The following is a 13582-nucleotide window of genomic DNA, read 5'->3' as shown; positions in this document are numbered from 1 at the left end:
GGCCTAGATCTCCAGACTCGACAGTTGGCCGATGATGTGGGCGGCCAACGGATTCAGCGTCGCCATCCCATCCCGCACGGCATAGCGGGACCCGGCCAGGTTGATCACCAACGTGCTCCCGGATACCCCGGCCAAGCCACGTGAGAGCCCGGCGTCGGTGATTCCGGCGGACAATCCCGAGGCCCGGATGGCCTCGGCAATACCCAGAATTTCGCGGTCCAGAATCTCGCGGGTGGCCTCCGGGGTGACGTCACGCGGCGTCACACCGGTGCCGCCCACCGATACCACCAGGTCCACCCCGCCAATCACCGCGGTGTTCAACGCGTTTCGGATGTCGACCTCGTCGGCCTCAACCGCAACCACCCCGTCGACGACGAAACCGGCCTCGGTGAGCAGCTCGGTGACCAGCGGCCCGCTGTGATCCTCATCGCCGTGCGCGGTGCGGTCGTCCACGACGACGACGAGTGCCCGGCCGACTACTAACTCCGCACCCTGTTCCATGGGTGCAACGCTATATCCGAGGTCGGACAGCTGTGCATCGGCGTTCACTGTTCCGCCTTGCCGAGGGTGACTTGCACGGTACGAGTACTGCCGTCGGGATCCTGGAAGGTCAGCGACACCTTGTCACCCGGCGCCTTGGACCGCACCGCGGCGACCAGCGCGTCGGCGCTGGTGATCGCCCGGTCATCGACCTTGGTGACGACAACGCCCTTGGGCAACCCGGCGGTCGCGGCCGCACCGCCCTGCACCACCTCGACAACCTTGGCGCCGGGTACCCCCTTGCCGGTGGTCACCTGCACACCCAGCGAGGCGTGTGATGCCTTGCCGGTGCTGATCAACTCGTCGGCGATGCGCTTGGCCTGGTCGACCGGAATCGCGAAGCCCAGGCCGATGGAACCACTTTGGGCATCGCCGGAGTCCGCGCCCAGCGTGGCGATGGCCGAGTTGATGCCCACCAGTTGAGCGTTCATGTTGACCAGCGCGCCACCGGAGTTACCCGGGTTGATCGCGGCGTCGGTCTGGATGGCATCCAGCACGGTGTTCTGGTTACCCGACTCACCGGTGGTGGACACCGGACGGTTGAGGGCGCTGACGATTCCCGTGGTCACGGTGCCGGCCAGGCCCAGCGGGGATCCGATCGCCAGCAACGGCTGGCCGACCCGCAGGTCCGCCGACGATCCCAGCGCAATCGGGGTCAGGCCACTGACCCCGGACACCCGGACGACGGCGATATCGCTGGTGGGGTCGGCCCCGACCACGGTGAACGACGCGGTACGCCCGTCATAGAGCGTGACCGTGGTCTTGGGCTCCGGCGCACCGGCGGGCGGCTTGGCGGCGGCGGCCACCACGTGGTTGTTGGTCATGACCAATCCGTCGGCCGACAAGATGATGCCCGAACCCTCTTCGGACTGGCGGCCCACGTCGGTTTCCAGCATCACGACGCTGGGCAGCACTTTGGCGGCCACCTGCTCCACCGAACCCGGCGGCATGTTTGCTGCGGGGACACTCGGAGCCCCGCTGGCAACCATTTCACGACCGCTGCTCGTTGCCGGCGAGCGGTTGAGTTCGATGATCGATGCGGCCGCACCGCCGATACCGGCGGACACCACCGCGATCACCACCGCACCCATGACCAACATTCCGGCCCGGGGTCGACGTTCGCGAATTACGTTGGGAGGGGGCGCCATCGGTGGCAGCATGCCGGGAATCGGCCCCGGCCCCGTGCCGCCGGGGATCGGGCCCGGCCCGGTGTCGGGCGGGATCGGTCCCGGACCGGTGGCGGGCGGCAGTAGGCCCGGCCCGATACCGCTCACACCCTCGTAGGGCGGGCGCGGCTGCGGGCGGGACTGGTGATAGCGCCAGTCGAACTGCGGGTTGTAATTTTGCTGCGGCCCCTGGGCATAAGCGGGCGGCACTGGCTGGTTAGGCGCGGTACGATATCCCGGCTGCTGCGGCGGTGGCGAATACCTCGGGTGATTCGTCATGTCGCTAAGTCGCTCTTCCTCTGCTCGGGCTTTGTTTGGCCCTCGATTTTCCAGCCATGCGCTGCTTGCATGGGCTTGATGGTCAACAGTAACTGCACAACTACCTTGCGCGCGCGGACTGAGAATCCACTGAGATAACGTTCGCCGAACCCCGAGAGTTCGCGCCATTGGCGCCGCGGGTGTCTACGGGCTCGGTTTTTTTGTCATCGGGGGCCGCCGGGTAGGCCGAATCCGGCATCGGGCGCCCAGGCAACAGCATGCAGATTGCTGTTCCGGGCGGCTGACCGCCCGGGACGGTGTCTTCGATGCGCAGCGATCCCCCGTGATTGAGCACCACCTGCTTGACGATGGCCAGCCCCAGGCCCGAGCCCGGCATCGCCCGCGCCGAAGTGGACCGGTAGAACCTCTCGAAGACCAGACGACGCTCCTGCGGGGAAATGCCCGGCCCGTTGTCGGACACCACCAGCTCCGCGTGCGATGGATCAAGCTGGCGCAGCCGGATGCCCACCCGGCCGCCCGGCGGACTCCATTTGGCGGCGTTATCCATCAAATTCAGTGCCGCCCGCGACAACCCGGCCGCATCGCCGTAGACCTGCCAACCGACGACATCGACGTCGAAGTGGATGTCGTTGCGACGGCGCCGGACTCGCTCCAGGCTGCGGTCGACCACCTCGGCCATGTCGACGGGTTCGTGCACCACGACACCGGCATCGCCACGGGTCAGGTCGACTAGGTCGCCCACCAGAGTGGACAATTCCTCGATCTGGGCGACCACATCCTCGCGCAAGCCAACCATCTCCTGCTCCGGCAGGCGTGGCGCGCCGGGCTCCATCGACGCCATCAGCAGCTCGACATTGGTGCGCAGCGAAGTCAGCGGGGTACGCAACTCGTGGCCGGCGTCGGAGACCAGCCGCGCCTGCCGTTCCCGGGACTCGGCCAGCGCTCGCAGCATCAAGTTGAATGCCTCGGTAAGCCTGGCCAACTCGTCGCTGCCGAAAACCGGGATGGGCCGCAGGTCGTCGGTGCGGGCGACCCGCTCGGCCGCTTCGGTAAGCCGACCCACCGGGCGCAACCCGGCCCTGGTCACCATTCCACCGGCCACGGCGGCGACCGCGACGCCAACGCCACCAACGATCAGCAGCACGGCGCGCAGCTTTGTCATGACCGCTTCGGTCGGTTTCAAACTCTTGGAGATCAGCAGCGAGCTGCCGTTGGGCAGATGGATCGCAAGCACGCGCTGATCGGACACGGTGCGCCGGGACAAGAACAGATCCCCGTGGATCACCGCTTTCTCCGGCGCCCCGACCGGCAGGGTCTGCCCCGGCTGGTTGGCCGTGTAGATCGACCGGCCCGGGTTCACCAGCATCGCGTTCACATCCGAGTAGGCGGTGCCCTCGATGGCTTTGCCCGGATCGGCGGCCAGCGAGCCGCTGGCGATCAACAACTGCGCCCGGCTCTGCAGCTGGTTGTCGATGTCGCTGTAAAGGGCGGCGGAGATCACCGCATAGACGGCGAAGGACATCAGCACCACGACCATCGCCACCATGGACATCGCCAGCAGCATCACCCGCCAGCGCAGCGACAGCGAGCTGGTGGCACGCAGCGGTGCGCGCGGTCCGCGACGGAATCCCGCCATCAGGGTGGCGTTTCGCGTAGCACGTAACCCACCCCGCGCACGGTGTGGATCAGCCGCGGCTCGCCCTCGGCCTCGGTTTTACGCCGCAGGTAGCCCACGTAGACCTCGAGCGCGTTGCCGGACGTGGGAAAGTCGAAGCCCCACACCTCTTCGAGGATGCGGCTGCGGGTCAGCACCCGTCGCGGGTTGGCGATCAGCATCTCCAGCAGGGCGAACTCGGTTCGGGTGAGGCTGATGCGCCGCGCCCCGCGGGTCACCTCCCGGGTCACCGGGTCCAGGCTCAGGTCGGAGAACGTCATGGCTACCGAATCGGCGGCTTCGTCGTCTTCGGGCTTGGTGCGGCGCAGCAACGCGCGCATCCGCGCCAACAGCTCTTCCAGCGCGAACGGCTTCGGCAGGTAGTCATCCGCGCCGGCATCGAGCCCCGCGACCCGTTCGGAGACGGAATCCCGGGCGGTCAGCACGAGAATGGGCAGATCATCACCGGTGCTGCGAAGTTGACGGCATACCTCCAAGCCATCCAGTCGCGGCATCATGACGTCCAGCACCAACGCGTCAGGCCGATCACTGGCAATCATCTCGAGAGCTTCCACACCATCGTGTGCCAGCTCAACCGTGTAGCCATTGAAGGAAAGCGACCTGCGCAGCGACTCGCGCACCGCGCGATCGTCGTCGACGACAAGTATCCGCACGGACATTAGTTTCGTCCTAACGCCTGAGAGCGGCCTGAGAGGCGCGCCGAAATGACGACAGCGTCACAATTTGATCGGGATCAATAACCAACGGTTTGCCAGCGCCGCCAGGCAGCCGGCATCGATGCACCGCGCGGCCGTCATGCCGCGCCGTATCACAACCGCCACATTGGCCCCACTAGGAAGGGGCCGGGTTGCGCCCACTCAGCAGCGACGGCAGTCGCCGCTAAGAGGACAGAGACACCCAGGCGCGATGGCCCAGGGTAATCGGGCTATCGACGGTCGAGATCGATGAGACCGAGCCGGGCCGCCTTGAGCAGCCGGCGAGGCACCTTGTGCTTCTGACCGCCAACGGTGACGCCGACGAGTTCGGCCTTGGTGGCCTTCCACTGCGAGCGCCGGCTTCGAGTATTCGCGCGCGACATCCTGCGCTTTGGTGTGGCCATGGTCGGACCTAACTCCTCGGTCGGGGTTTCGGGTTCAACATGTCGCACGGCATGACCAATCGGCACAGCGGCGACGAATGACGTCAACGATAGTCGGTGACCTGCTGGTTGCCAAAACCGGGCACCGCCGGATCCGCCGTGTTCGCGCACCGAGTGAGGCGGGTATCACACCGTGGCAGGAGTCCCGCTATGCTGACCCACCGGTTGGTTGGTTCACGCACCGGCAAACCCTGCCCACCGGTAACCCCGATGAAGGAGGACGCGGATGGCGTCTCGTTCTGATGCGTCCGGCGCCGTACGCATCGCGAACTGTTCCGGTTTCTACGGGGACCGTCTCTCGGCGATGCGCGAAATGCTCACCGGCGGCGAGGTGGACTACCTCACCGGCGACTACCTGGCCGAACTGACCATGCTGATCCTGGGCCGCGACCGGATGAAGAACCCCGAGCGCGGCTACGCCAAGACCTTCCTGGCCCAGCTCGAAGACTGCCTGGGACTGGCCCACGATCGCGGAGTGCGCATCGTCGCCAACGCCGGCGGCCTCAATCCCGCCGGGCTGGCCGATGCGATCAGGGCCCTAGCCGAGCGCCTGGGCATCGGCGCCCGCATCGCCCACGTGGAAGGCGACGATCTGGCGCCCCGCGCGGCCGAACTCGGCCTGGGCACACCGCTGACAGCCAACGCCTACCTGGGCGCGTGGGGCATCGTCGATTGCCTCAACAGCGGGGCCGACGTCGTGGTCACCGGCCGGGTCACCGACGCCTCGGTGATCGTCGGATCCGCGGCGGCGCACTTCGGCTGGGGCCGCACCGACTACAACCAGCTGGCCGGCGCCGTGGTGGCCGGCCATGTCATCGAATGCGGGGTCCAGGCCACCGGCGGCAACTACGCCTTCTTCACCGAGGTCCCCGATCTGACCTACGCCGGCTTCCCGCTGGCCGAGGTCAGCGCCGACGGCACCTCGGTGATCACCAAACACCCCGGCACCGGTGGGCTGGTCAGCCCAGACACCGTCACCGCACAACTGCTCTACGAGATATCCGGCGCCCGCTACGCCAATCCGGACGTGACGGCCCGGATGGACACCATCCAGCTGTCCAGCGATGGCCCGGATCGGGTGCGCATCGGCGGCGTGATCGGCGAAGCGCCCCCACAGGCCCTGAAGGTGTCGCTGAACAGCATCGGCGGGTTCCGCAACGCCATGACGTTCGTCTTGACGGGTCTGAACATCGAGGCCAAGGCCGAGCTCGTGCAACGCCAGCTCGAGGCCACCCTGACCGTCAAACCCGCCGAACTGGAATGGACCCTGGCCCGCACCGACCACGTCGACGCCGACACCGAGGAAGCCGCCGGCGCCCTGCTGCACTGCGTGGTCCGTGACCCCGACCCCGCCAATGTGGGCCGCAAATTCTCCTCGGCCGCGGTGGAATTGGCGTTGGCCAGCTACCCCGGATTCACCTCGACCGCGCCCCCGGGCGACGGCCAGGTGTATGGGGTGTTCGTGCCCGGCTACGTGGACGCCAAGCTGGTGCCACACATCGCCGTGCACGCCGACGGCACGCGCACCGATATCCCCTGCGCCACCGAGACCCTGGAACTGGAATCGGTCGATCCCCCGGCCTTGCCCGATCCGCTGCCCACCGGCCCGACCCGACGGGTACCGCTGGGCCTGATTGCCGGCGCCCGCAGCGGGGACAAGGGCGGGTCGGCCAACGTCGGACTATGGGTGCGCACCGACGAGCAGTGGCGCTGGCTGGCCAACACGCTGACCGTGGAACTGCTCAAGGAACTGCTGCCCGAGGCGGCCAATCTGCAAGTCACCCGCTACGCGTTGCCCAACCTGCGGGCGCTGAACTTCGTCATCGAGGGGATTCTCGGTCAAGGCGTGGCCTATCAGGCGCGATTCGACCCGCAAGCCAAAGGGCTGGGCGAATGGCTGCGCAGCCGCCACCTCGATATCCCGGAGAGCCTCCTATGAGCATCTGGAACACCCCCGAGCGCGAAGAGTTGCGCAAGTCGGTGCGCTCATTCGCCGAGCCGGAAGTGCTACCGCACATCGACGAATGGGAACGCACCGGCGAGTTGCCCCGTGACCTGCATCGCCGCGCCGGGGCGGCCGGCCTGTTGGGCGCCGGACTGCCCGAATCCGCTGGCGGGGGCGGCGGCGACGGCGCCGACTCGGTGATCATCTGCGAACAGATGCACCAATCGGGTGCCCCGGGTGGGGTTTTCGCATCGCTGTTCACCTGCGGTATCGCGGTGCCGCACATGATTGCCTCGGGCGATGAGCGACTGATCGAGGAGTTCGTTCGGCCCACGCTGGCCGGGAACAAAATCGGCGCGCTTGCCATCACCGAACCCGGCGGCGGCTCGGATGTGAGGCATCTGCGGACCAGCGCGGTGCGCGAAGGTGACCACTTCATCGTCAACGGCGCCAAGACCTACATCACCTCCGGAGTACGCGCCGACTTCGTGGTCACCGCGGTCCGCACCGGAGGCCCCGGAGCCGGTGGGGTTTCGCTGTTGGTCGTGGAAAAGGGCATCCCGGGGTTCGTTGTCAGCCGCAAGCTGGACAAGATGGGCTGGCGCTCCTCGGACACCGCCGAGCTGTCCTACACCGATGCGCGGGTTCCCGCGGCCAACCTCGTCGGCGCCGAGAACAGCGGCTTCGCCCAGATCGCGCAGGCGTTTGTCTCCGAGCGCATCGCGCTTGCCGCACAGGCGTATTCGAGCGCGCAGCGATGCCTGGACATCACCGTGCAATGGTGCCGCGACCGGGAAACATTCGGCCGCCCACTGATCTCGCGCCAATCGGTGCAGAACACGCTGGCCGAGATGGCCCGCCGCATCGACGTCGCCCGGGTCTACTCGCGCAGCGTGGTGGAGCGCCAACTCGCCGGCGAGCACGACCTGATCCCGCAGGTCTGCTTCGCCAAGAACACCGCCGTCGAGGCCGGCGAATGGGTAGCCAATCAAGCCGTTCAGCTGTTCGGCGGCATGGGCTATATGGCCGAATCCGAAATCGAACGCCAATACCGGGACATGCAAATCCTGGGCATTGGCGGTGGCACCACCGAAATCCTGACCGCACTGGCCGCCAAACTCCTGGGGTATCAATCATGATTGCAACACCAGTTCGCCACCGGTTCGCCCGCCACCGCAGGCGGTGCGCGTGACCGTATTGCGCTCCACACTCGACCCGAACGGGGCCGCCTTCAGCGAGGCGGCTTCGGCCGCAACCACGAAGCTCGATGAGATCGACGCCGAACTCGCCAACGCGCTGGCGGGCGGCGGGCCCAAGTACGTTGACCGCCACCATGCCCGCGGCAAGCTGACTCCCCGGGAACGCATCGAGTTGCTCGTCGACCCGGATTCCCCTTTTCTGGAGCTTAGCCCCCTGGCCGCCTGGGGCAGCGCGTTCAAGGTCGGCGCCAGCACCGTTACCGGCATCGGGGTGGTGGCGGGGGTCGAGTGCATGATCGTCGCCAACGACCCGACGGTCAAAGGCGGCACCAGCAATCCGTGGACGTTGAAGAAGATCCTGCGGGCCAACCAGATCGCCTTCGAGAACCGGCTTCCCGTCGTCTCGCTGGTGGAATCCGGCGGGGCGGACCTGCCCACCCAGAAGGAGATCTTCATCCCCGGCGGGCGGATGTTCCGCGATCTGACCCGGCTGTCCGCGGCCGGGATTCCCACGATTGCACTGGTATTCGGAAACTCGACGGCTGGTGGCGCCTACGTGCCCGGGATGTCCGATCACGTGGTGATGATCAAGGAGCGGTCCAAGGTGTTCTTGGCCGGTCCCCCGCTGGTGAAGATGGCCACCGGCGAGGAGTCCGATGATGAGTCGCTCGGTGGCGCCGAAATGCACGCCCGCATATCTGGTTTGGCCGATTACTTTGCCGTCGACGAGCTCGACGCGATCCGCATTGGGCGCCGCATCGTGGCTCGGCTGAACTGGGTCAAACAGGGCCCAGCCCCCGCGCCGGTGACCGAGCCGCTCTTCGATGCCGAGGAGCTGATCGGCATCGTGCCCTCGGATCTGCGCGTCCCCTTCGATCCCCGTGAAGTGATCGCCCGCATCGTCGACGGCTCCGAATTCGACGAATTCAAGCCGCTGTACGGGTCGTCGCTGGTCACCGGCTGGGCCCGGCTGCACGGCTACCCGGTGGGCATCCTGGCCAACGCCCGCGGCGTGCTGTTCAGCGAGGAGTCACAGAAGGCCACCCAGTTCATCCAGCTGGCCAACCGCGCCGACACGCCACTGCTGTTCTTGCACAACACCACCGGCTACATGGTGGGCAAGGACTACGAAGAAGGCGGCATGATCAAGCACGGCTCGATGATGATCAACGCCGTGTCCAACTCGAAGGTCCCGCACATCTCCCTGCTACTCGGCGCCTCCTACGGTGCCGGTCACTACGGCATGTGTGGGCGCGCCTATGACCCGCGCTTCCTGTTCGCCTGGCCCAGTGCCAAATCCGCGGTCATGGGCGGTGCGCAGCTCTCGGGCGTGCTGTCGATCGTGGCGCGAGCGGCCGCGGAGGCTCGCGGCCAGCAGGTCGACGAGGCCGCCGACGCCGCGATGCGCGCGGCCGTCGAGGGCCAGATCGAAGCGGAGTCGCTGCCGCTAGTGCTGTCCGGAATGCTTTATGACGATGGGGTGATCGACCCGCGCGACACCCGCACCGTACTGGGAATGTGTTTGTCCGCCATTGCCAATGGCCCGATCAAGGGGACGTCGAACTTCGGCGTCTTCCGGATGTGATGCCGATGTCTATCACTCGAGTGCTAGTTGCCAACCGCGGCGAGATCGCTCGGCGGATGTTCGCCACCTGCCGCCGGCTCGGCCTGGGCACCGTCGCCGTCTATACCGACCCGGATGCGGCCGCGCCGCATGTCGCCGAGTCCGACGCCCGGGTGCGGCTGGCGCAGACCAACGACTATCTCAACGCCGAGGCCATCATCGCCGCCGCCCGTGCGGCGGGCGCCGACGCGATCCACCCCGGCTACGGATTCCTTTCGGAGAATCCCGAGTTCGCCGCCGCCGTCACCGCGGCGGGCCTGACCTGGATCGGGCCGCCGGTGGACGCGGTGCGCGCGATGGGCTCCAAGATCGAGTCCAAGAAGCTGATGGCCGCCGCCGGTGTGCCGGTGCTCGACGAACTCGACCCCGAGACCGTCACCGCGGCACAGCTGCCGGTGCTCGTCAAGGCTTCAGCCGGCGGCGGTGGTCGCGGCATGCGTGTGGTCCGCGAATTGTCGGCCCTGCCCGCCGAAGTCGAGGCCGCCCGCCGCGAGGCGCAGTCCGCATTCGGTGACCCGACCGTGTTCTGCGAGCGTTACCTACCCACCGGGCACCACATCGAGGTTCAGGTGATGGCCGACACCCACGGCACCGTGTGGGCCGTCGGGGAACGCGAATGCTCCATTCAGCGTCGCCACCAGAAGATCATCGAAGAGGCACCCTCCCCCTTGGTGCAGCGCATCCCGGGGATGCGGGCCAAGCTGTTCGACGCGGCCCGGCTGGCCGCGGAAGCCATCGGCTACACCGGCGCCGGCACCGTGGAGTTCCTCGCCGACGATGCGGGCGAGTTCTACTTCCTGGAGATGAACACCCGACTGCAGGTCGAGCATCCGGTCACCGAGGAGACCACCGGCCTGGATCTGGTTGAACTGCAGCTCGCGGTGGCCGACGGTGGCCGTCTCGAGGCGGAACCTCCGCCCGCCCATGGTCATTCCATCGAGGCCCGCCTCTACGCCGAGGATCCCGCGCAAGGCTGGCAGCCGCAGGCGGGCGCGATGCACACCATCGAGGTGCCGTCGGTCCGAGCCGAATTCGCCACGCTGGGACAGCGCACCGGAATTCGGCTGGATTCCGGGATTGTCGACGGCTCGGTGGTGTCCATCCATTACGACCCCATGCTGGCCAAGGTCATCTCCTACGCCCCCACGCGCCGGCAGTCCGCACTGGTACTCGCCGATGCGCTGGCCCGCGCCCACCTGCATGGGCTGCGCACCAACCGTGAGCTGTTGGTGAACGTGCTGCGGCATCCGGCGTTTCTCGACAGCGCTACTGACACAGCATTCTTCGACACCCACGGGTTGGCCGAACTGGCCGCGCCGCTGGCCGACGCGGACAACATCCGCTTGTCGGCGATCGCCGCGGCCCTCGCCGACGCCGCCCACAACCGGGCAACCGCGACGGTGTTCGGATCCATTCCCAGCGGCTGGCGCAACGTGGCGTCGGGCTATCAGGTCAAGACCTACCGCGACGGCGGTGACGTCGAGTACCGCATCGAATACCGATTCACCAGAACGGGACTCCAGATTGCCGGTGACGACTCGGTGCGGCTGGTATCGGCGACACCCAACGAGGTGGTGCTGGCCGGCGAAAACGGGGTGGCCCGACGCTTCACGGTCGCGAGCTACGGCCAGGACGTCTTCGTCGATTCCCCCAGCGGCCCGGTGCACCTGGTTGCGCTGCCCCGCTTCCCGGAGCCGGGTTCGGCCGTCGAACAAGGATCGCTGGTGGCACCCATGCCGGGCAACGTCATCCGGTTGGGCGCCGATGTTGGCGATACCGTCACCGCCGGTCAGCCACTGATCTGGTTGGAAGCGATGAAGATGGAGCACACCATCAGCGCCCCGACCGATGGCGTACTTACCCAGCTCAACGTCCAAACCGGCCAACAAGTCGACGTCGGCGCCGTCCTAGCCAGAGTGGAAGCGCCTGAAGCAGAAGGAGATTCGTGATGACCGACACCAGCTTCATCGAGAATGAGGACCGCCGGGCGCTACGCAAGGCGGTATCGGAATGGGCGTCCAACTACGGCCACGAGTACTACCTGAAGAAGGCTCGTGCTCACGAGCACACCACCGAGCTGTGGTCGGAAGCCGGCAAACTCGGCTTCATCGGGGTGAACCTGCCCGAGGAGTACGGCGGCGGCGGCGCCGGCATGTACGAGCTGTCGATGGTGATGGAGGAAATGGCCGCGGCCGGCTCCGCCCTGTTGCTGATGGTGGTCTCGCCGGCCATCAACGGCACCATCATCAGCAAGTTCGGCACCGACGAGCAGAAGCAGCGCTGGCTTCCCGGCATCGCGGACGGGACCCTGACGATGGCCTTCGCCATCACCGAGCCCGAAGCCGGATCCAACTCGCACAAGATCACCACCACCGCCCGCCGTGACGGCAGCGACTGGATCATCAAGGGGCAGAAGGTCTAAATCTCCGGTATTGACCAAGCCCAGGCGGTGCTGGTGGTGGGACGCACCGAGGAAGCCAAGACCGGGAAGCTGCGTCCGGCGCTGTTCGTGGTCCCCACCGACACCCCCGGCTTCACCTACACGGCGATCGACATGGAACTGGTCAGCCCCGAACGGCAGTTCCAGGTTTTCCTCGATGATGTGCGGCTGCCCGCCGACGCGCTGGTCGGAGCCCAGGACGCGGCCATCGCCCAGCTTTTCGCCGGGCTGAATCCCGAGCGTATCATGGGTGCGGCCAGCGCGGTCGGCATGGGACGGTTCGCACTGAACCGGGCCGTCGACTACGTCAAGACGCGCCAGGTGTGGTCCACCCCGATCGGCGCCCACCAGGGGTTGGCGCATCCCTTGGCGCAATGCCACATCGAAGTCGAGCTCGCCAAGCTGATGATGCAAAAGGCCGCGACGCTGTATGACCACGGCGATGACGGCGGAGCGGCCGAGGCCGCCAACATGGCCAAGTACGCGGCGGCGGAGGCGTCGGCCCGCTCGGTCGATCAGGCCGTGCAGTCGATGGGCGGCAACGGGCTGACCCAGGAGTACGGCGTCGCGGCCATGCTGACCTCGTCGCGCTTGGCCCGAATTGCCCCGATCAGCCGTGAAATGGTGCTCAACTTCGTCGCGCAGACGTCGCTGGGCCTGCCCCGAAGCTACTGAGGCCCCACCGATGGCTGATCGTCTCGTCGAGTACGCGCGTGACGGCGTGGTTGCCCGTCTGACGCTGAACTCCCCGCACAACCGCAACGCCCTGTCCACCACCCTGGTCACCCAGCTGCATGAGGGGCTGCGGGATGCCGCGGCCGATCCGGGCGTTCGGGTCGTCGTGCTCGGGCACACCGGCGGCACCTTCTGCGCTGGCGCGGATTTGAGCGAGGCCGGCTCCGGCGACCCCTATGACCTGGCTGTCGCGCGGGCCCGGGAAATGACCACGGTGCTGCGCGCCATTGTGGAGTCGCCACGACCGGTGATCGGCGCCATCAACGGGCACGTGCGCGCCGGAGGCTTCGGCCTGGTCGGTGCCTGCGACATCGTGGTCGCCGGCCCGGCGTGCACCTTTGCGCTGACCGAAGCCCGGATCGGGGTCGCCCCGGCAATCATCTCGCTGACATTGCTGCCGAAGCTGTCGGCGCGGGCGGCCGCCCGCTACTACCTGACCGGAGCGAAGTTCGGCGCCGACGAGGCGGCGGAGATGGGTTTGGTCACCATCGCCGCCGACGACATGGAGGCCGCGGTGGCCGCGCTGATCGCCGATGTCGGGCGCGGTTCGCCGCAGGGCCTTGCGGCGTCGAAGGCACTGACCACCGCGGCCGTCCTGGCCGGTTTCGACCGTGATGCGGAACGCCTCACCGAGGAATCGGCGCGGCTGTTCGTCTCGGAGGAAGCCCGCGAAGGCATGCTCGCGTTCTTGCAGAAACGCCAACCCAGCTGGGCCTCCGACTGAACCTCCGGCAGCCGAAGCCGCCGGACAGGCTGCCGCCCCGGGCCCGGGGCTGGTGACGCACAGCGAACTAACATACATTGACCAAACTCCATGTATGCCCGCTCGAATCTCGATAGC

General features: G+C 67.2%; 10 protein-coding genes and 1 pseudogene. 6 read left to right on the top strand and 5 right to left on the bottom strand.

The genetic code is table 11. The features are described from left to right. Nucleotides 1-3 precede the first annotated feature (3 nt). The 5 genes from MMSP_RS07530 to rpmF all read right to left on the bottom strand — a co-directional run bounded on the left by MMSP_RS07530 (nt 4) and on the right by rpmF (nt 4759). Nucleotides 4-501: a molybdenum cofactor biosynthesis protein B gene (locus tag MMSP_RS07530; RefSeq protein ID WP_020786125.1), complete on the bottom strand. Its 498-nt coding sequence runs from the start codon at nt 499-501 to the stop codon at nt 4-6. 44 nt (nt 502-545) lie between these two features. Continuing rightward, nucleotides 546-1985, bottom strand: coding sequence for a S1C family serine protease (locus MMSP_RS07525; protein ID WP_084472534.1), 1440 nt, complete (start codon nt 1983-1985; stop codon nt 546-548). Nucleotides 1986-2085: 100 nt separating this feature from the next. Beyond that, entirely contained in the window at nt 2086-3621 is a 1536-nt protein-coding gene (locus MMSP_RS07520; protein ID WP_020786123.1) for a HAMP domain-containing sensor histidine kinase, read from the bottom strand. Beyond that, nucleotides 3621-4313 (bottom strand): two-component system response regulator MprA, encoded by a 693-nt coding sequence (gene mprA, locus MMSP_RS07515; RefSeq protein ID WP_020726450.1) that lies wholly within the window; start codon nt 4311-4313, stop codon nt 3621-3623. The genes MMSP_RS07520 and mprA overlap by 1 nt, the downstream gene beginning before the upstream one ends. A 272-nt stretch (nt 4314-4585) precedes the next feature. Continuing rightward, nucleotides 4586-4759: a 50S ribosomal protein L32 gene (gene rpmF, locus MMSP_RS07510; RefSeq protein WP_011742229.1), complete on the bottom strand. Its 174-nt coding sequence runs from the start codon at nt 4757-4759 to the stop codon at nt 4586-4588. A gap of 265 nt (nt 4760-5024) precedes the next feature. On the opposite strand from rpmF, the gene MMSP_RS07505 reads away from it, so the two are divergent. The 6 genes and pseudogenes from MMSP_RS07505 to MMSP_RS07480 all read left to right on the top strand — a co-directional run bounded on the left by MMSP_RS07505 (nt 5025) and on the right by MMSP_RS07480 (nt 13465). Continuing rightward, complete coding sequence (locus MMSP_RS07505) at nt 5025-6737, top strand: acyclic terpene utilization AtuA family protein (protein ID WP_020786120.1); 1713 nt, start codon at nt 5025-5027, stop codon at nt 6735-6737. Next, nucleotides 6734-7882, top strand: a complete 1149-nt coding sequence (locus MMSP_RS07500) for an acyl-CoA dehydrogenase family protein (RefSeq protein ID WP_020786119.1) — start codon at nt 6734-6736, stop codon at nt 7880-7882. Before MMSP_RS07505 ends, MMSP_RS07500 begins: the two co-directional genes overlap by 4 nt. Before the next feature lie 49 nt (nt 7883-7931). Next, nucleotides 7932-9527, top strand: coding sequence for an acyl-CoA carboxylase subunit beta (locus tag MMSP_RS07495; protein WP_012396083.1), 1596 nt, complete (start codon nt 7932-7934; stop codon nt 9525-9527). Nucleotides 9528-9532: 5 nt separating this feature from the next. After that, entirely contained in the window at nt 9533-11515 is a 1983-nt protein-coding gene (locus tag MMSP_RS07490; RefSeq protein ID WP_020786118.1) for a biotin carboxylase N-terminal domain-containing protein, read from the top strand. After that, nucleotides 11515-12681: pseudogene (locus MMSP_RS07485) on the top strand (acyl-CoA dehydrogenase family protein). The gene MMSP_RS07490 and the pseudogene MMSP_RS07485 overlap by 1 nt, the downstream one beginning before the upstream one ends. A gap of 10 nt (nt 12682-12691) precedes the next feature. Then, complete coding sequence (locus tag MMSP_RS07480; RefSeq protein ID WP_020729674.1) at nt 12692-13465, top strand: enoyl-CoA hydratase family protein; 774 nt, start codon at nt 12692-12694, stop codon at nt 13463-13465. The last annotated feature ends 117 nt before the right edge of the window (nt 13466-13582 follow it).

The sequence above is a fragment of the Mycobacterium sp. 012931 genome (genome assembly GCF_000419295.1).
Classification (GTDB): Bacteria; Actinomycetota; Actinomycetes; order Mycobacteriales; family Mycobacteriaceae; genus Mycobacterium; species Mycobacterium marinum.
This window is presented reverse-complemented; position numbering and strand designations above follow the sequence as displayed.